Genomic DNA, 24,255 nt, shown 5'->3' on the forward strand with positions numbered 1-24,255 from the left:
CCGTCTGGGGCCTCGGATCTGTACTTTCTGTCTCGCTCGTCGTCGAACTAGTGATCGTTTCGCTCGGAATGGTTTCGGCTCCCGACGGCTATCTTTTTTCGAGGAGAGAATCTCGCGCTTCAGCGCGGGAGTGAATCCGACAACTCTTCTACGACCCACCGTCGATGGCAGGCCGGATATTCAACGCTTATCCCCACCATTAAGTAGATTTGATTACATAGACTATGTATGGCGATTAAGACCACTCGCACCTACGTTGGTTCCGTCAGGAACCACCAACAGGTCTGTGATGGTCTTGATTCGCTCGGAGACTCTGCCTCCAAGATATGGAACGTCGCACGATGGACAGCTGACCGCATCTGGGATGCAACCGGCGAAATCCCGGACGGTAGTGTGCTGAAATCGTATATGAAGAACCAGTCGTGCTGGAAAGACTTGAACGCACAATCCAGTCAGAAAGTCATTGAAGAACTTTCTGACGCTTTCCAGTCATGGTTCGATCTGCGGCACAAGTCCAGAGAAGCGAATCCCCCCGGCTACCGCAAACACGGCGACACTCGACCAAAGAGCACGGTGACGTTCAAAGAAGACGGGTTCAAACACGACCCTGAAAACAACCGCGTCAGACTCTCGAAAGGCTCGAACCTCAAAGAATACTTCTCGGACTTCCTGCTCTGCGAATACCAGACCCGACCAGACGTTGACCTCTCGGAAGTCAACGCAGTCCAGAATGTTCGTGTCGTCTGGAACGGTGACGAATGGGAATTACATTTCGTCTGCAAAGTCGAACTCGAAACGACCGACTCAGCAGGCGACGGCGTGGCCGGAATCGACCTCGGAATCACAAACATCGCCACGGTCGCATTCCCCGACGAATACGTGTTATACCCCGGCAACTCGCTCAAAGAAGACAAACACTACTTCACACGTGCTGAGTACGACACCGAGGGGGAGAGTGGCCCGTCAGGGGAGTCGATGTGGGCGCGTCGGAAACTCTCCGAACGTGAGACACACTTCTACCACACGCTGACGGACGCCATCATCACGGAGTGTATCAAACGCGGTGTCGGAACGCTCGCGGTGAGTTGGCCTGAAGACGTGCGAGCGTCAGACTGGGGTAAAACCGGGAATAAGAAGCTGCACACGTGGGCGTTCGACCGCATCCACCAGTACCTCGAATACAAAGGCGAGATGCGGGGTGTTGAGGTGCTGAAAGAGAACGAGTGGAACACCTCGAAAACGTGTTCACGATGTGGAGGCGACACGAAATCGAACCGTGTCGAACGTGGTTTGTACGTCTGCTCGTCGTGTGAGTTGGTAGCCAACGCGGATTGTAACGGGGCGGAGAATATGCGTCAGAAGATAACTCCGAGTCCTCACGGCGAGGATAGGAGTAACGGCTGTGTGGCACAGCCATCGACACACTTGTTCGACCGCGAGAGCGGGACGTTTCACACGAGAGAACAAGTCGTGTCGTAGACCAGCAAATATCCCACCTGCGGCACGGGAAGCCTCGCCGTCGTCGGGCTCTGCCCGACTGCCTGAGGGATCTCTGATCCCTCTCCGTTTACGGCGAGGAGGATGTCACTGGGTAGGGTACCTCTCTTCAGTACTGGTCGTGTCAGGGATCGCGTACGTCGTCTACCGGATCCCAAGCGCAAGCCTCTCGACCGCGCGGTACCCGCGGCTCAATCGCTGGTGGCTCGCGGGCGCGGCGGGGTTTCTCCTTATTAACCTTGGATTTATGGCGACGCTCCCGACCGAGACGGCGTTTCAGGTGTTCGGCTGGATCCGCTGGGCGATCGGCTTCGGCGGCGGAATCGGACTGCTTATCGGGCTGTTCGAGGCGAGAGCGATCGAACGCGAGGTCGCGGCGGAGCGGAGTCGAGTCAAGCAGGCCGAACTCCGCCGTGAGCGCGACCGACTCGAAGAGTTTGCGAGCATCGTCTCACACGATCTCCGGAACCCACTCAACGTCGTTCACGGGCGCGTCGACCTCGCCAAGCAGGCACATCCAGAGGACGAGCACCTGCAAGTCGTCGGGCCCGCGCTCGATCGGATGAACGACATAATCGGGGAGACGCTCGTGCTCGCTCGCGAGGGGAAACGCGTCTCCGAGCTCGACGACGTCGACCTCGACGAGTGCGCTCACGACTGCTGGTCACGCGCGGGTACGGCGGACGCGACGTTCCGCGTGGATGAGCTGGGGGCGATACGAGCCGATCACGACCGACTGTTGCACGTCTTCGAGAACCTCTTTCGGAACTCGGTCGAACACGGAGGCCACGACGTGACCGTTCGCGTGGGTACGCTCGACGGGACGGACGGCTTCTTCGTCGAGGACGACGGGCCCGGGATCCCGGCCGACCAGCTCGATCGGGTGTGTGAAGCCGGATTCACGTCGTCTCGCGACGGAACCGGGTTCGGGCTCGCGATCGTCGACCAGATCGTCGACGCGCACGGGTGGGAGCTCCAGATCAGTGAAGGGGACAGCGGTGGGGCCCGATTCGAGGTCAGCGGCGTTGACCGGCTGGAGTAGAGCAGCGAGCAGCGAGCAGTGTGAAGGAAGACGTGGGAAGTGAGCAGTGTGAACCGGGGAGCGAGCAGTGAGCAGTGTGAACCGGGGAGCGAGCAGTGAGCAGTGTGAATCGGGACGTGGGACGCGGGTGCACCCCGCGTTTAATACGCTCAACACAGTACTGGCTCGTATGACACGAGTCGAAGTCGAGTACTGCGTACCGTGTGGCATGTTGAACCGCGCGCAGGACGTGTCGGGAGCCCTGCTCCGACAGTTCGGCGAGGAGCTCGACGAGGTCGCGCTGGTGACCGGCGACGCCGGCGTGTTCGTCGTCCGGGCGAACGACGAGGTCGTCTTCGACAAGACCGAAGACGAGTACGACGTCGACGCCATCGTTCGCGCCGTCAAGCCGTACGTCGGCGCGACCGCGTAAGGGAAATCGCCCGGCGGCCGTCTCACTCCTCTGTCGAGTCCGAGTACACCGTTCGCGCCGAGTTCGACACGACGAGGACGCTGCTCGTCGCCATCGCGAGCGCCGCGAGCAGGGGGTTGAGCACCCCGGCGACGGCCATCGGAATCGCCACCGCGTTGTAGACGAACGCCCACCCGAGATTCTGTTTGAGTCGCCGGTTCGTCCCGCGCGTGACCGCGAACAGCTCGGGTATGGCGGGGAGGCGGTCCTCCAACAGCACAGCGTCGGCGGCGTCGGCGGCGAGGTCGGTTCCGCTCGCGATCGAGACGCCTAGATCCGCCGCCGCGAGTGCGGGCGCGTCGTTGCTCCCGTCACCGACCATCGCGACGCGCTCGGTCGCGGCGAGCCGACGAACCGTCTCGGCTTTCGCCTCGGGCGGCACCTCGGCGAAGACCTCGTCGATCGCCGGGTGATCCCCGAACTGCCGCGCCGCCGCGGGGGAGTCGCCGGTAAGGACGACGACGCGCCGACCGTCCGCGGCGAGGTCGCTCACCACGTCCTCCCACCCCTCACGAACCTCGTCGCCCACGACGAGGATCCCCCGAACGACGCCGTCCCAGCCGACGTACACCGGGACGTTTCCCGCGTCGCGAGCCGCCGCACCGGCCTCGCGGAGCCGCTCTGGAACCGTCCATTCGTCTTTGTCGCCCTCGCTGTCGTCGCCGTTTCCGTCACGATCGCCATCGAACAGGGAGCGATGGCCGACGACGACCTCGTCGCCGTCGACGGTCCCCGAGACGCCCCGGTCGGTGACGGTCACGTCGGCGGTCGAGACGGCGTCGGCGACCGGGCCGTCCTCGACGTCGGCCCCGGAGGGACCGACCGCCGTCCCGCCGTCGGTCGCAGCCGTGCCGCCCGTCGCGGTCGCGTCACGTTCCGACCCGCCGGTGGCCCGATCGGCAGTGACCCCCTCCACGATCGCCTTCGCAATCGGGTGGACCGAGGCACGCTCGACCGCGGCCGCCCGCCGACGAACGGCGTCGGCGGACGCCCCTTCGGCGTCGGCAGACGCCCCGTCCGTAACGGTGTCGAGCAGTCGCATCTCGCCGTCGGTGAGCGTTCCCGTCTTATCGAGCACCACGGTGTCGATGTCGGCGGCGTCCTCGAAGACGGCGTCGGAGACGATCACGATCCCGCGGCGGGCGGCGTCGCGGATCCCGGCCGCGATCGCGAGCGGCGTCGCGAGTCCGAGCGCGCACGGACACGAGACGATGAGCACCGTGAGCCCGACGAGCGCGGCGTCCGTCGGCGCGCCGCCGAACACGAGGGTGACGGCCGCGGCGAGGACGGCGACGGCGACGACGAGTGGCACGAATATCGTCGCGAGCCTGTCGACGAGCCGCTGGATCCCCGAGCGCGAGCTCTGGATCTCCCACAGCAACCGAACGAGGGTGTCGAGGGTGCTCGCGGCGTCCTCGCCCACCTCGACGACGACGGGCGCGTCCGTGACGACGGTCCCGCCGCGGACCGCGTCGCCCTCGCGTTTCGTCGCTGGCAGCGACTCGCCCGTAATGAGCGCCTCGTCGACGGCGGCGGTCCCCTCGACGACCTCGCCGTCGAACGGGACCCGCTCGCCGGGGCGCACGAGGAGGCGGTCGCCGGGGTCGACGGCGTCGGCGGCGACCGTCTCGCCCGCCTCGGTCCGGACCTCGCGGTCGGTCGCCGTCGTCAGCTCCGAGAGCATGCCGGTCGCCCGCCGCTTGATACGCGACTCGTAGTGGTTGCCGGCGGTGACGACCAGAATCACGGCGATCGTCACGTCGAAGTACATATCGGTCTGTCCGAGGGCCATCGCGAGCGTGCTGTAGGCGTACGAACTGACGGCCGCGAGCGACACCAAGAGATCCATGTTCGGCTGTCGCGCTCGGAGGCTCACGTACGCCCCGCGGAGGATCGGATACCCCGTATAAAAGAGGACGACGGAGGTGAACACCCAGATCTGCGTGAAGAGGTACACGCCGGAGACGCCGCCCAACTCGAGGATCGGGTCGTAACCGAAGTAGGTCGGGTACAAGAACAGGACGTACCACAGCATCGCCATCATTCCGAAGAAGCCGCCGCCGATCAGGAAGCGCACGACGGCCACGTCGTCGCCGTCGGGTTCCGGGTTCGCACGGTCGCTCGCGGTGTACCCCGCGACCGACAGGCGATCGGGGAGAGCCTCGGCGCTCACGGCGTCCGGGTCGTAGTCGACGCGGATCGTGTCGGTGGCGTAGCTCGCCTCCGCCGCGGCGACGCCCTCCTGTTTTCCGGCGGTCAGCTCCAGGAAGGACTCGCAGGTCGCACAGTGCATCCCGTCGACGTGGAGGAACGTCGTCTCGCCGTCGAACTCGGGGGCCGGCTCCGCGTCGGGGCGCCGCTCGTCGAGGTCGTCGAGGTCGTCGACGTCGTCGAGCGACCGGGCGACCGCGAGACACCCGCGACAGCAGAACTCGCCGTCGACGTCGGGCGCCGTGTGAGGGTCTTCGCCCGTCGGCAGATCACAGAGCGTGCAGTTCGTCATCGGTTTGTCCATCGTTCGCTAGACGGTCCCGCAAACGGCCCATCTACGCAGTTCGCCTGTTTGCGTTGCTCCGTTACGCCTCTTCCGGCTCGCCGCCGCTCGCGACGAACGGGACGCCGCCACCGGTGGCGATTCGGAGGCTCCCCCAGATGAGAAGCACGTTCACGAGCGTCACCGCGACGACGAAATCGGCGCGGTTGGCGATGAACACCACCGCGGGAACGAGTCCACCCAGCACGAGAAGGACCGCCTGCTGAAGAGAGAAGTCCATACGCCGATACAGAGCCCTGCCGTCATAGATAACGGCAAAGTTCCCACAACGTGAGAACGAGTCGATCGTATATATTCGCCTACGGATAACCCGACCCATGGGGCAAAATGAGGCCGCACACGCGTCGGTCGACGACGCGGGCGGCGACGAGGAGTTCGATCCGATCGGAACGCTCACACTTATCGGGATATACTTCGCAATTCTGTTGCTCTCGTGGGTGTACGTCTACTACATCGAGTTCCTCGGCCGCGATCTGGTCGTCATCGGGTGAACACACACATGCACATTCACGCGTATGAGAAGCTCTGGCTTGCGGCATCGCTTCTGCTGATCCTGCTCCTCATCGGGTCCGTCACTTACGGGGCGGTCGGCCCCGGCATTGCGATGGTGAGCGATTCGGAACCGGCGATCGACGCCGGCGGACTCGGCGAAGACGACCGGTTCTCCGAGCCGCGCGTCGAACGGGTCGGCGAGAACGAGTACGAGGCGTACGTCGTCGCGTATCAGTTCGGCTTCGACCCTGATCCGATCGTCGTCCCCGAGAACAGCCGCGTGACGTTTTACGTCACCTCGCGGGACGTGATCCACGGCTTCCAAGTCGCCGGCACGAACGCGAACACGATGGTCGTCCCCGGCGAAGTCGCCGAGATAACCGTCGAGGTCGACGAGCCGAACGAGTACGGAATCGTCTGTAACGAGTACTGCGGCGCCGGCCACCACGTCATGGAAGGGAAACTGGAAGTCGTCAGTCAGGCCGAGTACGAGGAGCGAACGGGAGGTGACGGCGAATGAGCGCCGCCATCGAGTCCGAACCGACGTTCGTCGACAAGTTCCCCGAAGAGGCGCGAATCGTCCGCGCGGCCCTCCTCAGCGCGTTCCTCGCGCTGTTCCTCGGTGCGGTATTCGGGATCGTGCAGACGCTCCACCGAACCGACCTCTTCCGAGGACTCATCACCTCCGCCGAGTACTACACGTCGTTGACCGCACACGGCGTGTTCTTGGCGCTCAGCTTCACGACGTTCTTCCTCGTCGGGCTGTTCACCTGGGCGGTGGTTCGGAGCCTCGATCGTCCGCTCGTGAACATCAAGATCACGTGGACGTGGTACGCGCTGATGGCGATCGGGATGACGATGACCGGCGTCTCCATCCTCGCCGGCTTCACCGACGCCATCGACATGAGCGCGGACGTCCTGTTCACGTTCTACGCTCCCCTGCAGGCGCACCCGCTGTTTTACGCCGGGCTCGCCGTGTTCATCGTCGGCTCGTGGATCGCGGGAGCCGACTGGTTCCGCACGTGGCTCGCGTGGAAGCGCGACAACCCCGACGAGCGGATTCCCCTGCAGACGTTCATGGTGCTGACGACGATGGCGATGTGGTACATCGCGTCGTCGGCGGTCGCTGCCTCCGTGTTGATCTTCCTGCTCCCGTGGTCGCTCGGCTTCATCGATCAGGTGAACCCGACGCTGACGCGGACGCTGTTCTGGTTCTTCGGTCACCCGGTCGTCTACTTCTGGCTCATGCCGGCGTACCTGCTGTGGTACACCGTGTTGCCGAAGATCGCCGGCGGGCGCCTCTTCAGTGACCCGCTCGCGCGGGTCGTCTTCGTGCTGTTCCTCCTGCTGTCGACGCCCGTCGGGATCCATCACCAGTACCTCGATCCCGGTATCGCGGAGGGGTTCAAGTTCATCTCGATGACGAACACGATGTTCCTGCTGTTGCCCAGTCTGCTCACCGCGTTCACCGTCGTCGCGAGCGTGGAGTACGGCGCTCGCCAGCGCGGCGGGACCGGACTGCTCGGCTGGCTCACCGACCTCCCGTGGCGGAAGCCGGAGTTCACCGGTATGATGCTCGCCGGGCTGATGTTCGCCGCAGGCGGGTTCTCCGGGATGGTGAACGCCGGGATGAACATCAACTACATGATCCACAACACGATCTGGGTGCCCGGGCACTTCCACCTCACCGTGGGCACCGCCGTCGCGCTCACGTTCATGGCGGCGACGTACTGGATCTGGCCGCAGATATCCAACAAGCCGATCTACAGCCGCCCGATCGGGCTGTTCCAGGTCGTTCTCTGGTTCATCGGTATGGCGCTGATGTCCAACGCGATGCACGCGCAGGGTCTGCTGGGCGTTCCGCGGCGGACCGCCGAGCCGGAGTACGCCGGATTCGAGTACGCGACCTCCTTCGGCGGCTTCCAGGAGCTGAACGTCCAGATCGCTATCGGCGGCACGCTGCTGTTCGTCTCCACGATCCTGTTCCTCGGAAACCTGGTGTTGACGATGGGGAACCCGAAGGTGTCCGGGCTCGCGGAGACGCTCCCGCCGGCGCTGTCCGGGCCCGACGACGCGCCGCGGGTGCTCGATAACCTCCGGCTGTGGGTCGGCATCGCGCTCGTCCTCGTCGTGCTCGCGTACGCGCTCCCGATCGCCGCCATCATCGGCCGCGGCGGACTGCTCGGTCCCGGCGTCGGCACGTATCCGGTGTGGCTGACGCCGGCGATCGACCTGCTCGCGTCCGTCTCGATGCTTTCGGTCGACGCGCTGTCCGACGCGCTCGCACCGCTCGTCGAGGTGCTCCGATGACGCTCGACATCAGCCGCGGCGGGCTCCTCGTCGCGCTCGCTATCTTCGGCGTGATCATCTACGAACTCCGGACGGTACTGGACTTCGTGGGCGTCGAAATCCCGCTCATCCCGTATATGGCGGCCGTGTTCGTGCTCGCCGGGCTCGTTATCTGGGTCATCACCCTGAAAGGCGGCTGGCGGACTGACGACGAAGAGCCGGCGTAGCCTCTCCCCTCCTTCGCTCCGCTACGGCCGGTCCTGTTCTCGTCGCGGTCTCGTGCCGTCGCGGCCGGTTCCGCTCTCGTCGTGCTCCGATCCACTGACACCGAGCGAATTATGTGTGAACGATACAATACATACCTATGACTCGATCACGCGTCACGGTCCGGTGTACGGAGTGTTCGTTTTCGGTGACCTACGACCGCCTCCGTGACGCTCGAACCGCGCTCGACGACCACGAGTCGAGCACCGGGCACGCCGCGGAGTGGGAAATCGAAGCGATCGCGGCGGGGGTGTCAAGAGCCGGTGCCGACGCCGGTGTCTGTGGACGCCCGGAGTGCGTCAACGAGGACTCTCCGCTGGTCGATCCCGAGCGATCGGAGCCGTAGCCCGGCGATCCGACCGGCGAACCCACCCGTCGCCTCCTGAGCAACTCGCCCCGCTCGGCCGCGGAACTGTTCTCTCGTCATCTTCGCGACGACGTATATACCTTCGGACAGTTTTTCTCATAATTGGAATTTGTATACAATACTATATCGGCGGGGGACGAACTATCGCACGTACATGACCGAACCCGATATCGAACCCACCCACACCGTCGACTCGCGCGGGGCCGCGTGTCCCGGACCGCTCATGGACCTCATCGGACAGGTCCGGTCGGCGGACTCCGGCGACGTCGTCTTGCTCCGAAGCGACAACGACCAGTCGGTGACCGACGTCTCCGAGTGGGTCGACGAGACCGACAACGAACTGCTCGCCGTCGACGAGACCGGCGACGAGTACGGCTTCTACGTGGAGGTCGCGTAGGATGACCCGCGTCGCGATACTCGGCGGCGGCACCGGCGGCGCGGTGCTCGCGAACAATCTCGCAGAGCGACTCGGCGCGGAGATCGACGCCGGTGACGTCGAGGTCACGCTGATCAACGACGGTCCCGACCACGTGTATAAACCGGTCTGGCTGTACGTTCCCTTCGGGCAGCGGGAGCCCGCCGACGGGCGCCGCCCGCTCCGCGACCTGATCGACGATCGGATCGATCTCACCGTCGACCGAGTGACCGAGATCGACACCGAGACCAAGACACTGGCGCTCCGCGACGGCGACGCGCTCGGCTACGACTACCTCGTGGTCGCGACTGGCTCGACGCTCGCCGACGAGGAGATCCCGGGGCTCGCGGCGGGCGGCCACGACTACTACACCGAGGCGGGCGCGCTGGCGCTGCGCGACGAGCTGCTCTCGATGACCGAGGGTCACCTGGTGTTGAGCGTGATCGGCACGCCGCACATGTGCCCGGCGGCGCCGCTGGAGTTCGTCTTCATGGCGGACGACTGGTTCCGCGAGCGCGGGCTCCGAGATGACGTCGAGATCACCTACACGTACCCGATCCAGCGCGTCCACGGGAACCCGCACATCGCCGAGTGGGCGGAGCCGATCATGGACGAGCGCGACATCAACGTGGAGACGTTCTTCAACGCCGAGTCGGTCGACCCCGACGCGAAGACGGTCTCCTCGATGGAGGGGACCGAGATCGAGTACGACCTCCTCGCCGCGATTCCGCCGCACCGCGGCGTCGACGTGGTCGAGGAGGCCGGGCTCGGCGACCGCGGCTGGGTCGACGTGGACAAACACACCCTGGAGGCCGAGGCGGCCGCCGACGTGTACGCGCTCGGCGACGCCGCGACGACCGGGGTCCCGAAGGCCGGGAGCGTCGCCCACTATCAGGCGGGGATCGTGAGCCAGCGGATCGCCAGCGAGATCCGCGACCGCCCCGCGACGGCGACGTACGACGGGAAGACGCTGTGTTTCATCGAGACCGGGATGGATTCGGCGTCGTTCGTCGAGTTCGACTACGAGAAGCCGCCGTCGCCCGCGCCGCCATCGGAGAAGCTCCACTGGTCGAAGCTGGCGTACAACGAGTCGTACTGGCTCACCGCACGGGGGTTGCTCTGAGATGTCCGAGCTGTCCGAGGAGTCCGCGCCCGACTCCGACCGCGACGACAGCGATCGCGAGGACCTCGACCGCGACGACCTCGAATCTATCGTCGCGGAGAACCCGGAGGCCGTCGCGGCGTTCGTCGACCGTCTCGACGCGGTCAACGAACTGCTCGACGTCGTCTCGCTCGGCGAGAGCGCGCTCACGGACGAGATGGTCGTCGAACTCGCTGGGACGGCCTCGACGCTCGCGGAGTCCGCAGACGGGCTCGCGACCGACGAGACGGTCGGGCTCGCGGCGGCGGTCGGCTCGAACGGCGGCGAACTCCGCGAGGCGATGGAGACGTTGATAGAACTCCAGCGGAGCGGCGCGTTGGACGAGCTGGCGGAGTTGGCGCAGGTCGGCTCGCTCGCGACCGCCGCGCTCGACGACGAGATGGTCCGGTCGCTCGCGGGGACCGGCTCGGCGCTCGGCGAGGTCGCCGACACCGCGGCCGACGAGGACACCCGCGACGGCGTGAAGACGATGCTCGACGGGGTCGGCGCCGCCCACCGGAGCGACCCCGAACCCGTCGGTGCGCTGGGGCTGGCGCGGAGCGTCCGCGACCCCGAGATCCAGTACGGGCTCGGCTACGTGCTCGCCGTCTCGAAGGCGATCGGCCGGTCGCGGGCGGCGGCTGCGGACGAGGAGTGACACCGGCCCTTTTTATCGTTCGGACTGTCGGAAGCCGTGTATGTCACCACAGGACGACCGGCTCACGTTCGGCGTGCTCGGAACCGCGGGAATCGCTCGCAAGGCGGTGATCCCGGCGATCGCGGCGAGCGACCACGCGGTCGGCGCGGTGGCCTCCCGCGACCGCGACCGCGCGGAGCGGTTCGCCGCGGAACAGTCGATCCCGCGGAGCTACGGCTCCTACGAGGCGCTCCTCTCGGACGACGAGCTCGACGCCGTGTACGTCCCGCTCCCGAACGGGCTCCACGCCGAGTGGACGAAACGCGCGGCGGACGCCGGGCTCGACGTGCTCTGCGAGAAGCCGCTCGCGAGCGACGCGACGGAGGCGCGCGAGGTCGTCGACCACTGCGAAGACCGCGGCGTCACCCTGATGGAGGCGTTCATGTACCGGTACCACCCGCGCACCGAGCGCGTTCTCGAACTGGTCGACCGGGAGCTGGACGACGTGCGCACGGTGACCGCCGCGTTTCGGTTCCCGCTGTACGACCGACCGAACGACGTACGGCTCGACCCCGAGCTCGCCGGCGGGTCGCTGATGGACGTCGGCTGTTATCCGGTATCTCTCGTCAGAGCCGTGCTCGGGACTCCAGACCGGGCGTACGCACACATGAACGACACCCGCGGTGCCGGCGTCGACACCGAGCTCGCGGGCGTGTTGGAGTACGAGGACGGTCGGTCGGCGCGGATCGCGTCCGGGTTCGACACCCGGCTGGTCCAGCGGTACCGGATCGACGCCACGAACGGATGGATCGCCGTCGAGCGGGCGTTCGACGCGCCCGCCGACGAGCCGGTGGAACTGACCTACGAGATCGACGGCCGACGCGGCGTCGAGACGTTCGACCCGGTGGATCAGTACCGGCTGCAGATCGGTCACTTCGCCGAGCGCGTCGCCGCCCACGGGAGTCCTCTGACCGACGGGGCGTCGGCGATCGAAAACATGCGGGTCATCGACGCGCTCTCGGAGAGCGCAGTCGGCGGCGACGCGGTGGATATCCGGTAGAAGAAACCGACCTCGACGGGACGGTCACCCCGGTGCGGCCGCTCTCGGTACCATCGATCGAAACGGGAGGAAAGCGCGTGTGACCGCCGTTCTCGCCGACCTAAACGAGGAGCTGAATGTCCGCGTCGACCATGTCCTGGAACGCGGAGGCCGCCCCGACGCCGGTCGTGACGCCGTCGTAGAAGTCGTCCTCGTCGTAGCCGAGGAGGTCGATCGTCATCTGGCACGCCTGCAGGTCCACGCCGCTGGCGATCGAGGTCTCGATCAGCTCCTCGATCGACGCGACGTCGTTTTCGGCGATCTTGTTCTGCATCATCCGCGTCGTCACGCGGTCCATGCCGGGAAGCGCACCGATCGCGTTCGGCACCGGCATGTTCGGGTTGCCCACGGAGCTGAGCTGGAGGTTCTTCGAGTTCTCCTCGTGGAGGATCTCGAGGCCCCAGAACGTGTGGAAGACGGTGACGTCGTACCCGAACGCGGCGGCGGTGCTCGCGAGGATGAGCGGCGGATACGCCATATCGAGGGTCCCCTTCGTCGCGATGATGACCATCTTCTGGGGACCGTCGTCGTCGACCTCGGTTCGGAGGTCCGACACCTCGGTCTCGAGCGCTTCGAGGCGCGCCTGTAGGTCGGCGACGGCTTCCGGATCGAGGTCGCCCTCCGGCGACGCCGGTGTGTCAGCGCTCATTTCACTCGGTCTTCCGGAGGTAGTGTTTGTACACGTCCTCGCCGCCCTCGGTCGCTTCCGTCTGGTCGACGAGCTCGGCGTCGTCGGTCGACTCCGCCCAGCCCGCGATGTCGCTCATGCTGCCGGAGTCGGTGGCGATCACTTCGAGCACCTCTCCGGGGGCGATGTCGTCGAACGCACCGCGGGTCTTGACGACCGGCATCGGGCAGTTCTGTCCTTTCACGTCCAGGGTCTCGGCTGCGGTTTCCGTACTCATGGTTGGTTCCCCGTGTTGGGGTTATCACACAATACTGGGCTCCGAGGTATAAGTGTGTCGATGCTTGTGGTTTACTTGAACAACTGAATTATTAAGCGAGGGGTACGCCCGCATCGACTGCCTATACGCGCACCCATAGACTTCTAATTGTACTCTGCAGCCAAACTATATTGTGTGTATAGTGAATTACTATACGAACTCTTAAGTTCCTCCCCCCGTTAGGAATGGATGTACATGGACGCAGACGAGATGGACTTTCCGACACCGGACTCGGACGTTGCCTCGATCGCCCCCGAAACGCTCAAAGCTCGCATCGACGACGGCGAGCCGGTGACCCTACTCGACGCCCGGATGTCGAGCGATTACGAGGAGTGGAAGATCGACGGCGAGAACGTCACGTCGATCAACGTGCCGTACTTCGAGTTCCTCGACGAGGAGATCGACGAGGACGTCCTCGATCAGATTCCCGCCGACGAACACGTCACCGTGCTCTGTGCGAAGGGCGGGGCCAGCGAGTACGTCGCGGGCGCGCTCGCCGACCGCGGCTACGACGTCGATCACCTGGAAGAGGGGATGAACGGTTGGGCGTCGATCTACGAGACCCACGAGGTCACCGAATACGATGGCCCTGGAACGCTGCTGCAGTACCAGCGTCCCTCCAGCGGCTGTCTCGGCTACCTGCTGTACGACGACGGCGAGGCCGCGATCGTCGACCCCCTCCGCGCGTTCACCGGCCGCTACCTCGATGACGCCGAGGAGCTCGGCGTCGAGCTGACATACGCCTTCGACACGCACGTGCACGCCGACCACATCTCGGGTCTTCGTACTCTCGCCGACGAGGGCGTCGAGGCGATGCTCCCCGCGGCCGCCGCCGACCGCGGCGTCACCTACGCCGACGACGTGACGCTGATCGAGGACGGCGACGAGTTCGCCGTGGGCGACGCGACCGTCGAGACGGTGTTCACGCCCGGTCACACGACCGGGATGACTTCCTACCTGCTCGGCGACAGCCTGCTCGCGACGGGCGACGGGCTCTTCATCGAGAGCGTCGCCCGCCCCGACCTCGAGGAGGGCGACGAGGGCGCACCCGAGGCCGCCCGGATGCTCTACGACTCGCTGCAGAACCGCGTGCTGGCCTTCGACGACGACGTGCTCATCGGCGGTGCGCACTTCAGCGACGCGGCCGAGGCCGCCGCCGACGGCACGTACACCGCACCGATCGGCGAGCTCCGCGAGCGGATGGACGCGCTCTCGGTCGACGAGGACGAGTTCGTCGAGGTCGTCCTCGCCGACATGCCGCCGCGTCCGGCAAACTACCAGGACATCATCGCGACGAACCTCGGCCAGAACGCCGTCGACGACGACGAGGCGTTCACCCTCGAGCTCGGGCCGAACAACTGCGCCGCGAGCCAGGATGCGCTCACGAGCGACGACTGATCCGACCGTGATCGTGTTCTGCGACCGCCGACCGACGACCGCCCACACCACCTCTTCGCGGGGTGATCCGCGGTGATAGACGCCGTCTTCACCGATCTGCTCGGACCACAGACCGTCGAGACCCTCTTCCCGAACGGTGTCTCGCGGTACGCGATCGGGGGGCTCTTGGTCGGCCTCGGGACCGTCCTGATATACCTCGGGACGGGGATCACGGCCGGTGCGAGCACGTTCCTGGAGTCGACGCTGTCGTACGTCTCCGGGCAGTCTCGATTCGAGCAGTACCGCCCGTCGCGCGATTGGCGCGTGGTGTTCACGGTCGGGATCGTCGGCGGTGCCGCGGTCTACGCGCTGATCTATCAGGGCGAGGCGTGGTCGATCGCCGGCAGCGGCTGGACTACTGAGGTGTCCGCGTGGCGACTGTTCGTCGGCGGCGTCCTCGTCGGGATCGGCACCCGGATCGGGAAGGGGTGCACGTCCGGACACGGGATCTGCGGCGTCGGATCGGTCTCCCGCACCTCGCTCGTCGGCGTGGCGACGTTCCTCGTCGTCGCGATCGTGACCGCTAACCTCGTGTCGGCGCTGGGGGTGGGGCTGTGAGCCGTCATCCCCTCTTCATGCCGCTCGTCCTCCTCGGGGGACTCGTCTTCGGCTTCGGGCTGGGGTTCAGCCACATGGCCCGGCCGGAGGTCGTCATCGACTTCCTGACGTTCGAGGACTTCGGACTCCTGTTCGTGATGTTCGGCGGCTCCATCGTCGCCGGCCTCGCGTTCTGGACGCTCCCGAAGCTGCGCGAGTCGGCTCCGCTGACGGGACGCCCGTACGGTCGTCGGCTCAAGTCGTTCGACCGCAACGTCCTGATCGGCGGGTCGATCTTCGGCGTCGGCTGGGGCCTCTCCGGCATCTGCCCGGGAGCGGCCTACGCCAGTCTCGGCGTCGGCAACTGGCCGATCCTCTACGCGATCGGCGGGATGTTCATCGGCGCGTACGCGCAGGGCGTCTGGCGGAGTCGCGACGCGGACGACGCTCCCGCGGCCGCCCCGAGCGACGACTGACCGTCGACTCGCGGTGCGTGCACCGCCGCCCGATTGATACCCACACCACTCGATGCACCACTCATGACTCACGACACCACCGATTCGACGGGAGTCGTCGACTCGGCCGCCGTCGACGACCGGCTCTCCGCCGACCGCGTCGTCGAACTTGCGGAACGGCTGATCGGCTTCGACACCCGAAATCCGCCGGGCGACGTCCGGGAGATAATCGACTACGTCGAGGCGTTCCTCGCGGATCTCGGCTTCGAAACCGAGCGCGTCGTCACCGATCCCGCGAAGCCGAACGTGCTCGCGACGCTGCCCGGTGCGGCGGATCGCACCGTGCTGTACAACGGCCACGTCGACACGGTTCCGTTCGACGCCGACGCGTGGAGTCGGGACCCGCTCGGCGAGCGTGACGGAGACCGGCTGTACGGCCGCGGCGCGACGGACATGAAGGGGCCGCTGGCGGGAATGCTCGCGGCCGCGGAGGCGCTCGTCGCGACCGACGGCGCGCTTCCCGTGTCGGTCGCGTTCGCGGTCGTGAGCGACGAGGAGACCGGCGGCGACGCCGGGGTCGACACGGTCGTCGAGAGCGGCGCGATCGATCGGCTCGCGCCCGACGCCTGCGTGATCGGCGAGACGACGTGCTCGCGCGGACGCCACTCGGTCACCGTCGCGGACCGCGGGAGCATCTGGCTCACGCTCCGCGCGGAGGGACGGGCCGCGCACGGCTCACGCCCGTCGCTCGGTGACAACGCGATCGACCGCCTCTGGGAGGCCGTCTCGCTGCTTCGCTCGCGGCTCACCGCCCGCGATCTCGATCTCGACGGCTCGATCCTACCGATCGTCGAGGAGTCGATCGAGTACTACGAGCCGACGCTCGGCGCCGACGCGGCCCGCGACCTCTTCGAACGCCCGACGGTGAACCTCGGCACCATCGAGGGCGGCGAGGCGATCAACACCGTTCCGGACGCGGCGACCGCGCGGCTCGACGCCAGGTTCACCGCCGGCGTCGAGACGGCGGACGTGCTCGCCGACATCCGCGACTGCCTCGCCGACTTCCCGGCGGTCTCCGTCGCGGACGTGAGCTGGTCGATCGGCAGCCACGAACCGGTCGACAGCCCGCTCGTCGAGGCCGTCGCGGCGACCGCCGCCGACGTCTCCGGCGAGCGGATCTACCGTCGCAGCGCCACCGGCGGCGGCGACGCGAAGACGTTCAGACACGCCGGCGTGCCGACCGTGGAGTTCGGGTTCGGCACCGACACGGTCCACGCCGTCGACGAGTACACGACGACCGCCGCGCTCACGCGAAACGCCGCCGTGTACGCTCGCCTCCCGTCTGCGCTGGCGGAGCGTTTCTCCTCATCTTCCTGAGGCCCGCGCGACTCGAAACGTCCGAGGCGAGGATTTATACCGCCGCGGAGACAATGTTGTGTATGAGTTCCAATACTGAGATCGACAACGGCTCCTCAGAGGGGCCCTCTGACGCCAGCGGCCGCCCACACGCGCTCGACGACGAGGCCGCGCTCGACGCGTTTATAACCGACGCCGACGCCGCCCTCGTCGAGTTCTACACCAACGGCTGTGGGATCTGCGCGAGCATGGAGCCCGTCCTCGGCAACGTCGCCCGATCGCTCGACGTCGACGTCGCCCTGATAAATCCCCGAGACGACCCGCCGCTCGTCGAGCGATTCGACGTCCGTAGCGTCCCGCTGTTCGTGCTGTTCGTCGACGGCGAACCCGTCGCGCGCCGCGCAGACGGATTCATTCCGGGCGACGAGCTCACCGCGTGGGTCGACGAGCACACGCCCTGATCCTCGTAGCGCTGACACCGCAGTCAGCGCCGTCGGCGTTCGACTCGCCACCCCCACTTCGAGTTTGCCCTCGACAGCCTGCCTCTGATTTTCATCCCCGTTCGCTCTCGTCGGTACCCTAATCGACGGCGACCGATAGTAGTCAGCAGTCGTGGGATTAAAGCACAATACTTAAAATTGTGCAGTTCACACAAATGCATATGGCAGTACCAACCGAGGCCCCGAATCGATTCGACTACGACTGGGAGTACGCGCCGCGCACCGCCACGCTCTTCGCCGCGTTCACCGGCGTGGCCGTGATGGGCTGGCTGGTGAGCACGATGTTGACCGCCATCCACATGTTCGCGATCCCCGCAGTCCCGGCCGGTGCGGAGGTCGCGGGGAGCATCCAAGTCATTACGAGTCAGTGGGCGTACGTCTTCGGCTTCCCGCTGGCGACGCTCGGCGCGTTCTACTACCTGACGACCATCGCGCTGGCGCTCTGGTGGTTCGACACCCGGCACCCCCTCGTCATCAAGATCCTGACGCCCGTCACGGCGACCGGGGTCGCCTTCTCGGCGTACTTCGTCTACCTGCAGATCGGAGTCATCGGTGCGATCTGCCCGTTCTGTATGGTGTCCGCGGCCGCGACGGTGATTCTGTTCAGTCTCGAACTCCTTATCCTCTCGCGAAGCGACACGCCGTCACTGGGTGAGACGATCTCGGACGTCTCCGCCGTCCTCGGGACCACGAACCCGGCGCTCGTCGCGTTCCCGGTCATGATCGGCCTGACGACGATCGCGGCGATGTTCATCGTTCCGATGCTCCCGCTCCCGGAGCCGGTTCCGTTCTGATAAACGACGCACCATCGACGAAGGCGCTTTTTTCGGTCGTTTCCGAGCGTTCACACCCGGGTACGACAGCCGCAGCGATGGACCGGACTGACGAGTCGCGTCGCTGACGAGGTGTGAACTCCGAGAGAAAGCGGTTCGATCGCGTTACAGGCGACCGACGTTCTCGACGGCGACCGACTCGACGTCGTCGACGGCGGCGAACGCCTCTTCGACGGCCTCGGTGCCGCCGGCACCGTCGGGGACGATGACGGTCGGGAGGAGGGCGACGAGCCCGAACGCGACGTCGTCGCGCTCGAAGCCGCGGATCTTCGCGCCCTGCGGGAGCGACTCCTCGAGCTTGTCTTGGAGCTCGTCGAGGTCGATCTCGGGGCTGTTCGGCATGACCTTGATCTTCGCGGCGACGTCTCCCATCTCAGGGCCCCCGGAAACCGCACTCCGAGCACTCGTAGAGGTTGCTCTGCTTCCGGCACTTCGAGCAGCGGTGAATCGTTGCACCACAGTCCGGACAGGCGAAGCGCGCGGCGTTCATCCCGGCCACTTGGATACCACAGGAGACACACTGTCGAGTGCCCTGCGTTTTACTCTCGCTCATACACTAAATCACCACCGCGCGACTTTTAACCGTTGTTCTTTGCGCTCGTTCGCTGTGTCTTCCGTTCTCACAGGGATCTCGTCCCCACGATCGCCGCACAACCCGTCTTCAATTCTCATCCGAGGATCAGCGGCCCGATCAACACGCCCATCAGGTGCACGCGCCGCGCACCGAGTCGCGGCGGGACGAGCCCGAGCAGGCCCGCGACGACGAAGACGCCGACGCCGAAGCTCCCGGCGAACGCGAACGACAACCCCGCGAGCAGCGCCAACACGCTGATCGAGAGCCGCGTGTAATCGGCGCTTCCGATCACACGGAGGTACGCGTCGCCGACGAGCAGAACGAGTCCGAACCCACAGGCGGCAGCGGTCGCGGCCGCGACGAGCAGGATCGGGAGCGCGAACGGGACCTCGGCGCGGTCGAGCGCGACCGTGACGCCGGTCCGCGGCGTGCCGAGCGCCACGAGCGCGAACAGCGCGAAGATCGTGTTCGCCGTGTTCGCACCGCTCGTGGCGACGATGAATCCCCGATCGGCCTCAGACCGTGGCACTGCGGGCAGCGCGACGACCGCGGCGATGGCGGCCGAGACGCCGGGCACGTAGCCGACGACCGCGCCCGCTAGCGACCCGGCGCCCGCGCTCACGCCGAGATCGCGGCTCCCCATCGTGATCCGCGCGTCCGACTGCGGCGGCACTCCCTCGCCGCCGAGGGCGTCGACGAGCACCGGCGCGCCGAACAGTCCGGCGAAAAGCGGTGCGAGAATTCCGCCAGCGTCGAGGGGGGCGGCGGGGTCGACGTCAAGCGTGAGGACGCCTAGTGCGGCGCTCGCGAGGAACGCGACGAGCCCCCCGACCGCGGCTCGCTTCGACGACTCTGTAACTACGAGAAAGACGACGACGCCCGCGAGCAGCAGCGGGAGGTGCGCTCGGACCGTCGGATACCCGCGAACCATCGCCCACGTGATCGGCACGGCGAGGGGGACCGCCAGTGCGACCGCGATCCCGGACCCGACGGCCGAGAGCCGCATCGCTTCTCGGCCGCGGCCGGCGACGACGAGCCGGTGCCCGGGAAGCGCGGCGACCGCCGTCGCGGCGTCCGGCACTCCGAGCGCGAGCGCGGGTACGATGTCGAGAAACGAGTGGACGACGCCGGCGCCGAGCATCGCCACGCCGACGAGTAACGGATCCGCCGGAATCGACGGGGCGAGCCCGGCAAGCAGCAGCGCGAAGTTGTTCGCGTGGAGGCCCGGAACGAGTCCGCTCAGCGCGCCGAGCGCCACTCCGCCACTGAGAAACGCGAGCGCGGCCGCTGCGAACGTCGGATCGAGCACCGGGCGGACCAACGCGTCCATCCCGGCGAGGTGGCCGCGGCTTCGGTGATAAGGATTCGGTGGAGTCGACGGTTTGGACTCGGCCGACGCCGCGGCTCGTCGAATGTGGAGAGACGATCGAGAATTCGGTGCCGATTACGCGGCCTTGGCCGCCTGCGCCTTCTTCTGGGTGACGTATCCGGCGATCCGGTTGCGGACGCCCTTCGACTCGACGGTCGTCAGCGCGGTGACGCTGTCCTTGTTCGTCTCGAAATCGGTGTTGAACGAGCCGGGGTACTCCTCCAGCAGGACGTTCCCGAGCTGCTTGATGTACTTGGGCTTGATGGCCATACCGAGCGATACCGTCGGGCCGAACTAAAAGGGTTCGTTCCGCCGCGAGCGGCCGCGAGCCGGTTTCACTCGCTGCCCTCGTCCGCCTCGATCGTCCGCCATCCGGTCGCCTCGTCGATCCGGGCGAACGCCTCTCGCTCCGCGGGGCCGCCGCAGCGCTCGACGACGTCGCCGAAGTACCGGAGGCGGCCGAGGAGCGTCTCCGCGTCGAACCCCGGAACGTCGAGCCGCGAGGCGGCCACGGTGGCGTCGATCACCGCGCCGAACCCGCGGTTGATCGTCGGGACCGTTCGCCGTCGAACGCCGCTGTCGACCGGCGTGAGCGCCCACGTCCGGATCGCGGTGTCGCCCTCGGTCTCGCTCGCGACCTGTTCGACCTCGACCTCGACCCAGGCGTCGGCCGTCGGGAGCACCGCGTCGTCGACCTCCCACACCGTGAGCGCGGCGTCGACGAACGTCCGCGGATCTGTCGTGAACTGGACGACGCCACCGCTCCGCTCGGTGAAGTTCCGCCACGTTCGCGTGCGTCCGTACGTCCGCGCGGTGACGGGACCGTCCGGGTCGTCCGGCGCGTGGAGCCCGAGCGCCGCGGCGTTCCAACGGTCGTTCGGCCCGAGCGTCGTCACGACCGACTCGGTGACTCCCCGGAGAGCGACCGGCCAGCCGGGGGGCGTGACCGCGTCTGGGCCCTCGTCGTCCCGCTCGCTCACGACGACACCTCCGCTCCTCGCCGGAGCGCGACGTAGAGCGCCGCGCAGACGAGGTCGGCGGTCGTTCCGGGGTTGATCCCCTCCTCGACGAGCGCGGCCGCCAGCTCCTCGGCGGCGTCGAGGTCGGCGTCGTGGACCGCGGCGGCGTCGATATCGCTGGGGTCGGCGACTCCGTCGGGACCGGAATCTACCGCGTGCGCCCCACCGAGCAGCGCGGCCGCCCGCTCGCTGGTCTCGCGGGCCGTTTCGGGGCCGTGGTTCGCCGCGACGAGGGTGTCGGGCTCGGCTGCAAGCAGCCCGAGAAACGCCCGGGCGGCTCGGTCCGTCAGCGGTCCCTCGTCGCGTAGCATCCACTCGGCCGCGCGGAACGTTCGCGGGAACCCCTCGACCCACTCCTGAGCGTTGCGATCGGGGACCCGTTCCGGGCCGTCGGGACCCGAGTCGCCAACGCCGGCCGAGAGCGCCATCACGTCCCGCAAGGTCGTCTCGCGGGCCCTGAGGGCCGGTGCCGCGTCGACTCCCTGGCGCACGTCGAGCTCGTCGGCGTCTGCGGGCGGGTCCGCGACCGCGACGTCGACGTGCTCGAACGCGCGGTAGAACGCGATCGCGTCGTCGACGGTCGTCGCGCGGGTCACCCGGTCGAGCCCAGGCGGGGTGAGGTCGCCTTCGGCGGTCGCCCGAAGCAGGGGAACGAGCGACAGGAGGCAGCCGAACTGGGTGTTCGTCCCCGCGCGGTCGGCCATCCCGGCGACGCCGCGCTCGAAGGCGCGACCGAGCGAAGGTGAGTCGTCGCCGCCTCCGGTGCTGGCGTCCCCGGCGTCCCCGGCGTCCCCGGCGATCGCGGCCAGTTCGAGGCCCGCGCGAGCCCCGATCGCACCGCCGAGGAACGACTCGAAGTGCAGGTCGCCGAGGTCTCGGTGGCGGTCGACGTTTCCGGGCTTGGGCGTCCCGGCGACCTCGAGCAGCAGTGCGAGAGTCGCGTCGTCGACGGGGTCGCGGTCGGCGATTCCCGAACTCTTGGCGTCAGTCACGGGGACACCTCCCGCTGGCTCATCCCCTCGACCCCTTCCAACGTCCCGTCGCGCCACGCGCACACCGCCTCGGCGATCCGGGAGAGGACTGCGGGGTTCTCGCTCGGCCGCCCGACGCTGACCGCGTCGGCACCGTAGGCGGCGTACTCGGCGACCGACTCGCGGCCCCGAACCTCGTTGTTCGCGATCACGGTGAGGTCGGCGCGAGGGGCTCCCCCGTCTACCGCGGCGATCTCTCGGATGACCGACTCGGAGTCCATCGCGTCGACGTGGAGCCAGTCCGCGCCCGCCTCGGCGACCGCGTCCGCGACGGCGACGAGGTCGACGCCGGGAACCCCCGCGCGCACCTTCACGCTCGTCGCCGCGCCCGCGTCGGTCGCGGCGGCGACGTACTCGGTGAGCCGGTCTGGGTCGCGGAGGAGCGATTCACCGCAGCCCACCGCACGTAGCTCCGGCTGTCGGCAGTGCGCGTTGATCTCACAGATCGCGTCGTGGTCGGCACACATCGCGGCGGCCCCCCGAACCGGCCCGACGGTCGCGCTCCGAACGTTGACGCCGGGGCGGAGAGGCGCGTCGCCGAGCGCGGTCAGCTGTCGGTCGATCCACGCGAGCGGGTCGTCGGGGAGGAACTCGTCGCGGTCGCGGGCGACGAGGTCGCGCGCGGCCGCTCGGCTCGCCCGGTCGAGCGCGATCCCCCCCACGATCGCGTTCTCGACGTGGGGTGCCGCCGCTCGGGCCCACTCGGCGTCGGCCGCCCCGCTGAGGCTGGCGGCGACGAGGAAGGGACTGTCGCCTTCGATCATCGAAGGCCCTCCCCGCTCACGACCGAAAGCGCCCGCTCGCAGGCGCGGGCGACGCGCTCGGCGTCGTCGGCGTCGTCGATCCGCGTGTCGGTTCGCTCCACGTGCGGGACTGACTCCCTGTCGTGTTCGTCCGCGACGGCGGCGACGTCGGTGTCGTCGGCGTCGTCGAGGACGAACGCGTCCGCGAACGGGTACGCCGCGACGACCCCCGCAGTCGAGGGGTCGCGGCCGACGCCCGCCATGAGGTCGGCGGCCGGTCCGGAGAAGACCTCGTCGCCGACGAACGGCGAGACGGCCACGACGGGCGTCTCGCTGAGCGCAGCTTCGATTCCGGGGATAGCCACCATCGGCCCGATGCTCGTGACGGGGTTCGAGGGGCCGATCACGACCGGTTCGTCGAGGGCGTCGCGGACCGCGTCGGTCGGCGTGGCGTCGGCCGCGCCGCGGAACTCCACGTCCGCGACCCCCGGCTCGCCGCGGCGCGCGACCCAGTACTCCTGGAAGTGGACCGTCTCGCCCTCCTCGGTGTAGATCAGGGTGGCGACGGGGTCGTCAGACATCGGTAGGAGATCGACGTCGAGGTCGAACGCGTCCGCGAGCGTCCGGATCGCCTCGGTGAGCGTGCGCCCCTCGTCGAGGAGGCTCGTGCGAGTGACGTGGACGGCGCGGTCGCGGTCGCCGATCTCCATGAACTCGCCGACGCCCGAGAAGCGGCGCCAACGGGCGATCTCGCGGCCCGCGGTCTGCGCGTCGGCGCCGAGGTAGCGGGGCGCGGTACCGAGATCGACCGTCTCCGCGAGCCGCCGGAGCTCCGCGTGCGTCGCCGTGGTGTCGTCGGCGATCCCCCACCACGTCTCCCGGTCGAGGACGCCGCCGCCCGCGAACAACACGGTGTCGACGTCGGGGCAGACGAGGTGGCCGCCGAGTTCGACGTCGTCGCCCGTGTTGGCGACCACCGTCATCGCCTCGGGGTCCCACAGGCGGGTCGCGCCGTCGAGGAGCTTCGGCGTGCCCGTGCCGCCGGCGAGGAACGTGACCATACGCGGGCAACGCGGCGGGCGGATTTGTATCCTCGGCTCCGCGGGCGCCGGCGTGGCCGTAACGGGCACGTTTATCGGCGATCGACGATGCTTAACCGGTCTCCCACGGGTGGTACGCCCCACCGAGCGTCCCGCTACGGGCGCGAGC

Annotated in this window: 30 protein-coding genes; 18 read left to right on the forward strand and 12 right to left on the reverse strand. The window is 67.4% G+C overall.

Annotated features, from left to right (window positions below; translation table 11 throughout):
- Positions 1 to 228 precede the first annotated feature (228 nt).
- The 3 genes from ACNSN4_RS10615 to ACNSN4_RS10625 all read left to right on the forward strand — a co-directional run bounded on the left by ACNSN4_RS10615 (position 229) and on the right by ACNSN4_RS10625 (position 2,951).
- Entirely contained in the window at positions 229 to 1,479 is a 1,251-nt protein-coding gene (locus ACNSN4_RS10615) for an RNA-guided endonuclease InsQ/TnpB family protein (RefSeq protein WP_418285785.1), read from the forward strand.
- A 139-nt stretch (positions 1,480 to 1,618) separates the two neighbouring features.
- Complete coding sequence (locus tag ACNSN4_RS10620) at positions 1,619 to 2,539, forward strand: sensor histidine kinase (RefSeq protein WP_418285786.1); 921 nt, start codon at positions 1,619 to 1,621, stop codon at positions 2,537 to 2,539.
- 169 nt (positions 2,540 to 2,708) lie between these two features.
- Positions 2,709 to 2,951 (forward strand): Rdx family protein, encoded by a 243-nt coding sequence (locus ACNSN4_RS10625; protein ID WP_418285787.1) that lies wholly within the window; start codon positions 2,709 to 2,711, stop codon positions 2,949 to 2,951.
- Between the two features lie 22 nt (positions 2,952 to 2,973).
- Here the strand turns inward: ACNSN4_RS10625 and ACNSN4_RS10630 are convergent, their stop codons facing one another.
- Both ACNSN4_RS10630 and ACNSN4_RS10635 read right to left on the reverse strand, forming a co-directional pair.
- Positions 2,974 to 5,493 (reverse strand): heavy metal translocating P-type ATPase, encoded by a 2,520-nt coding sequence (locus tag ACNSN4_RS10630; RefSeq protein ID WP_418285788.1) that lies wholly within the window; start codon positions 5,491 to 5,493, stop codon positions 2,974 to 2,976.
- A gap of 73 nt (positions 5,494 to 5,566) precedes the next feature.
- On the reverse strand, positions 5,567 to 5,764 hold the full coding sequence (locus ACNSN4_RS10635) for a DUF8131 family protein (RefSeq protein WP_418285789.1): 198 nt from the start codon (positions 5,762 to 5,764) through the stop codon (positions 5,567 to 5,569).
- 97 nt (positions 5,765 to 5,861) lie between these two features.
- On the opposite strand from ACNSN4_RS10635, the gene ACNSN4_RS10640 reads away from it, so the two are divergent.
- From ACNSN4_RS10640 to ACNSN4_RS10680, 9 genes are all read left to right on the forward strand, one after another.
- Positions 5,862 to 6,035: a hypothetical protein gene (locus ACNSN4_RS10640; protein ID WP_418285790.1), complete on the forward strand. Its 174-nt coding sequence runs from the start codon at positions 5,862 to 5,864 to the stop codon at positions 6,033 to 6,035.
- A gap of 8 nt (positions 6,036 to 6,043) precedes the next feature.
- A complete protein-coding gene (locus tag ACNSN4_RS10645) occupies positions 6,044 to 6,556 on the forward strand; it encodes a cytochrome c oxidase subunit II (protein WP_418285791.1) in 513 nt (170 codons plus the stop codon).
- Positions 6,553 to 8,346, forward strand: a complete 1,794-nt coding sequence (locus ACNSN4_RS10650) for a b(o/a)3-type cytochrome-c oxidase subunit 1 (protein WP_418285792.1) — start codon at positions 6,553 to 6,555, stop codon at positions 8,344 to 8,346. The genes ACNSN4_RS10645 and ACNSN4_RS10650 overlap by 4 nt, the downstream gene beginning before the upstream one ends.
- Entirely contained in the window at positions 8,343 to 8,552 is a 210-nt protein-coding gene (locus ACNSN4_RS10655) for a CbaC protein (protein WP_418285793.1), read from the forward strand. Before ACNSN4_RS10650 ends, ACNSN4_RS10655 begins: the two co-directional genes overlap by 4 nt.
- A 137-nt stretch (positions 8,553 to 8,689) precedes the next feature.
- Positions 8,690 to 8,935: a DUF7542 family protein gene (locus ACNSN4_RS10660; RefSeq protein WP_418285794.1), complete on the forward strand. Its 246-nt coding sequence runs from the start codon at positions 8,690 to 8,692 to the stop codon at positions 8,933 to 8,935.
- 175 nt (positions 8,936 to 9,110) lie between these two features.
- Positions 9,111 to 9,353 (forward strand): sulfurtransferase TusA family protein, encoded by a 243-nt coding sequence (locus ACNSN4_RS10665; RefSeq protein ID WP_418285795.1) that lies wholly within the window; start codon positions 9,111 to 9,113, stop codon positions 9,351 to 9,353.
- A 1-nt stretch (position 9,354) separates the two neighbouring features.
- On the forward strand, positions 9,355 to 10,494 hold the full coding sequence (locus ACNSN4_RS10670) for an NAD(P)/FAD-dependent oxidoreductase (protein WP_418285796.1): 1,140 nt from the start codon (positions 9,355 to 9,357) through the stop codon (positions 10,492 to 10,494).
- A 1-nt stretch (position 10,495) separates the two neighbouring features.
- Complete coding sequence (locus tag ACNSN4_RS10675; protein WP_418285797.1) at positions 10,496 to 11,170, forward strand: helical membrane plugin domain-containing protein; 675 nt, start codon at positions 10,496 to 10,498, stop codon at positions 11,168 to 11,170.
- 40 nt (positions 11,171 to 11,210) lie between these two features.
- The gene (locus ACNSN4_RS10680; RefSeq protein ID WP_418285798.1) at positions 11,211 to 12,209 is read left to right on the forward strand and encodes a Gfo/Idh/MocA family protein; all 999 of its coding nucleotides are present in this window, start codon (positions 11,211 to 11,213) and stop codon (positions 12,207 to 12,209) included.
- A gap of 100 nt (positions 12,210 to 12,309) precedes the next feature.
- On the opposite strand, the gene ACNSN4_RS10685 is transcribed toward ACNSN4_RS10680, so the two are convergent.
- Both ACNSN4_RS10685 and ACNSN4_RS10690 read right to left on the reverse strand, forming a co-directional pair.
- A complete protein-coding gene (locus ACNSN4_RS10685; protein ID WP_418285799.1) occupies positions 12,310 to 12,897 on the reverse strand; it encodes a DsrE/DsrF/DrsH-like family protein in 588 nt (195 codons plus the stop codon).
- A 1-nt stretch (position 12,898) separates the two neighbouring features.
- Positions 12,899 to 13,153, reverse strand: coding sequence for a sulfurtransferase TusA family protein (locus ACNSN4_RS10690; protein ID WP_418285800.1), 255 nt, complete (start codon positions 13,151 to 13,153; stop codon positions 12,899 to 12,901).
- 234 nt (positions 13,154 to 13,387) lie between these two features.
- Here ACNSN4_RS10690 and ACNSN4_RS10695 point away from each other — a divergent pair, with 234 nt between their 5' ends.
- The 6 genes from ACNSN4_RS10695 to ACNSN4_RS10720 all read left to right on the forward strand — a co-directional run bounded on the left by ACNSN4_RS10695 (position 13,388) and on the right by ACNSN4_RS10720 (position 18,271).
- The gene (locus ACNSN4_RS10695; protein ID WP_418285801.1) at positions 13,388 to 14,590 is read left to right on the forward strand and encodes an MBL fold metallo-hydrolase; all 1,203 of its coding nucleotides are present in this window, start codon (positions 13,388 to 13,390) and stop codon (positions 14,588 to 14,590) included.
- Positions 14,591 to 14,662: 72 nt separating this feature from the next.
- Positions 14,663 to 15,187, forward strand: a complete 525-nt coding sequence (locus ACNSN4_RS10700) for a YeeE/YedE family protein (RefSeq protein ID WP_418285802.1) — start codon at positions 14,663 to 14,665, stop codon at positions 15,185 to 15,187.
- 17 nt (positions 15,188 to 15,204) lie between these two features.
- Positions 15,205 to 15,642: a YeeE/YedE family protein gene (locus ACNSN4_RS10705; protein WP_418286362.1), complete on the forward strand. Its 438-nt coding sequence runs from the start codon at positions 15,205 to 15,207 to the stop codon at positions 15,640 to 15,642.
- A gap of 63 nt (positions 15,643 to 15,705) precedes the next feature.
- Entirely contained in the window at positions 15,706 to 16,998 is a 1,293-nt protein-coding gene (locus tag ACNSN4_RS10710; protein WP_418285803.1) for a M20 family metallopeptidase, read from the forward strand.
- Positions 16,999 to 17,060: 62 nt separating this feature from the next.
- A complete protein-coding gene (locus tag ACNSN4_RS10715; RefSeq protein WP_418285804.1) occupies positions 17,061 to 17,438 on the forward strand; it encodes a thioredoxin family protein in 378 nt (125 codons plus the stop codon).
- A 200-nt stretch (positions 17,439 to 17,638) separates the two neighbouring features.
- Entirely contained in the window at positions 17,639 to 18,271 is a 633-nt protein-coding gene (locus ACNSN4_RS10720; protein WP_418285805.1) for a vitamin K epoxide reductase family protein, read from the forward strand.
- A gap of 144 nt (positions 18,272 to 18,415) precedes the next feature.
- On the opposite strand, the gene ACNSN4_RS10725 is transcribed toward ACNSN4_RS10720, so the two are convergent.
- From ACNSN4_RS10725 to cofD, 8 genes are all read right to left on the reverse strand, one after another.
- A complete protein-coding gene (locus tag ACNSN4_RS10725) occupies positions 18,416 to 18,682 on the reverse strand; it encodes an elongation factor 1-beta (RefSeq protein WP_418285806.1) in 267 nt (88 codons plus the stop codon).
- Position 18,683: 1 nt separating this feature from the next.
- The gene (locus ACNSN4_RS10730) at positions 18,684 to 18,863 is read right to left on the reverse strand and encodes an HVO_2753 family zinc finger protein (RefSeq protein ID WP_418285807.1); all 180 of its coding nucleotides are present in this window, start codon (positions 18,861 to 18,863) and stop codon (positions 18,684 to 18,686) included.
- A gap of 115 nt (positions 18,864 to 18,978) precedes the next feature.
- Positions 18,979 to 20,214: a tripartite tricarboxylate transporter permease gene (locus ACNSN4_RS10735; protein ID WP_418285808.1), complete on the reverse strand. Its 1,236-nt coding sequence runs from the start codon at positions 20,212 to 20,214 to the stop codon at positions 18,979 to 18,981.
- Positions 20,215 to 20,328: 114 nt separating this feature from the next.
- Positions 20,329 to 20,523, reverse strand: a complete 195-nt coding sequence (locus ACNSN4_RS10740; RefSeq protein ID WP_418285809.1) for a 30S ribosomal protein S17e — start codon at positions 20,521 to 20,523, stop codon at positions 20,329 to 20,331.
- Between the two features lie 65 nt (positions 20,524 to 20,588).
- Positions 20,589 to 21,233, reverse strand: a complete 645-nt coding sequence (locus ACNSN4_RS10745; protein WP_418285810.1) for a DUF447 domain-containing protein — start codon at positions 21,231 to 21,233, stop codon at positions 20,589 to 20,591.
- Positions 21,230 to 22,264 carry a triphosphoribosyl-dephospho-CoA synthase gene (locus ACNSN4_RS10750; RefSeq protein ID WP_418285811.1) on the reverse strand — a complete coding sequence of 345 codons (1,035 nt, stop codon included), beginning with the start codon at positions 22,262 to 22,264 and terminating at the stop codon, positions 21,230 to 21,232. Before ACNSN4_RS10750 ends, ACNSN4_RS10745 begins: the two co-directional genes overlap by 4 nt.
- Positions 22,261 to 23,067 carry a tRNA-dihydrouridine synthase gene (locus tag ACNSN4_RS10755; protein ID WP_418285812.1) on the reverse strand — a complete coding sequence of 269 codons (807 nt, stop codon included), beginning with the start codon at positions 23,065 to 23,067 and terminating at the stop codon, positions 22,261 to 22,263. The genes ACNSN4_RS10750 and ACNSN4_RS10755 overlap by 4 nt, the downstream gene beginning before the upstream one ends.
- A complete protein-coding gene (gene cofD, locus ACNSN4_RS10760; RefSeq protein ID WP_418285813.1) occupies positions 23,064 to 24,107 on the reverse strand; it encodes a 2-phospho-L-lactate transferase in 1,044 nt (347 codons plus the stop codon). Before cofD ends, ACNSN4_RS10755 begins: the two co-directional genes overlap by 4 nt.
- Positions 24,108 to 24,255 lie beyond the last annotated feature (148 nt).

This window comes from Halorubrum marinum (assembly GCF_048381195.1).
Classification (GTDB): Archaea; Halobacteriota; Halobacteria; order Halobacteriales; family Haloferacaceae; genus Halorubrum.